The following is a 440-nucleotide window of genomic DNA, read 5'->3' as shown; positions in this document are numbered from 1 at the left end:
ACTTTACATCGCCCCACAGAAAGTAGTCTAGCGGTGTTAAATCACAAGATCTTGGAGGCCAATTCACAGGTCCAAAAAGTGTCTTTTAATAAATCGATTGTGGCATGAGCTGTGTGACATGTTGCGCCGTCTTGTTGAAACCACGTCTCCTGGACATCATGGTTATTCAATTCAGGAATGAAAAAGTTAGTAATGATGGCTCTATACCGATCACCATTGTCTGTAACGTTCTGGCTATTATCGTTTTTGAAGAAGTACGGACCAATGATTCCACCAGCCCATAAAGCGCACCAATCAGTCAGTTTTTCTGGATGTAACGGTGTTTCGACATACACTTGAGGATTAGCTTCACTCCAAATGCGGCAGTTTTGTTTGTTGACGTAGCCATTCAACCAGAAGTGCGCTTCATCGCTAAACAAAATTCGCTTATGAAAATCGGG

At 42.5% G+C, this 440-nt stretch carries 1 protein-coding gene; it reads right to left on the bottom strand.

The annotated features are described in order from the left end of the window. Nucleotides 1-41: 41 nt before the first annotated feature. The coding region (locus tag F0L68_RS46085; protein ID WP_188317153.1) for a hypothetical protein at nucleotides 42-440 on the bottom strand (399 nt) is incomplete at its 5' end.

This window comes from Solihabitans fulvus, from assembly GCF_008386585.1.
GTDB classification, from domain to species: domain Bacteria; phylum Actinomycetota; class Actinomycetes; order Mycobacteriales; family Pseudonocardiaceae; genus Solihabitans; species Solihabitans fulvus.
Note: the sequence above shows the minus strand (reverse complement) of the source record. Positions and strands in the feature narration are given on the sequence as shown.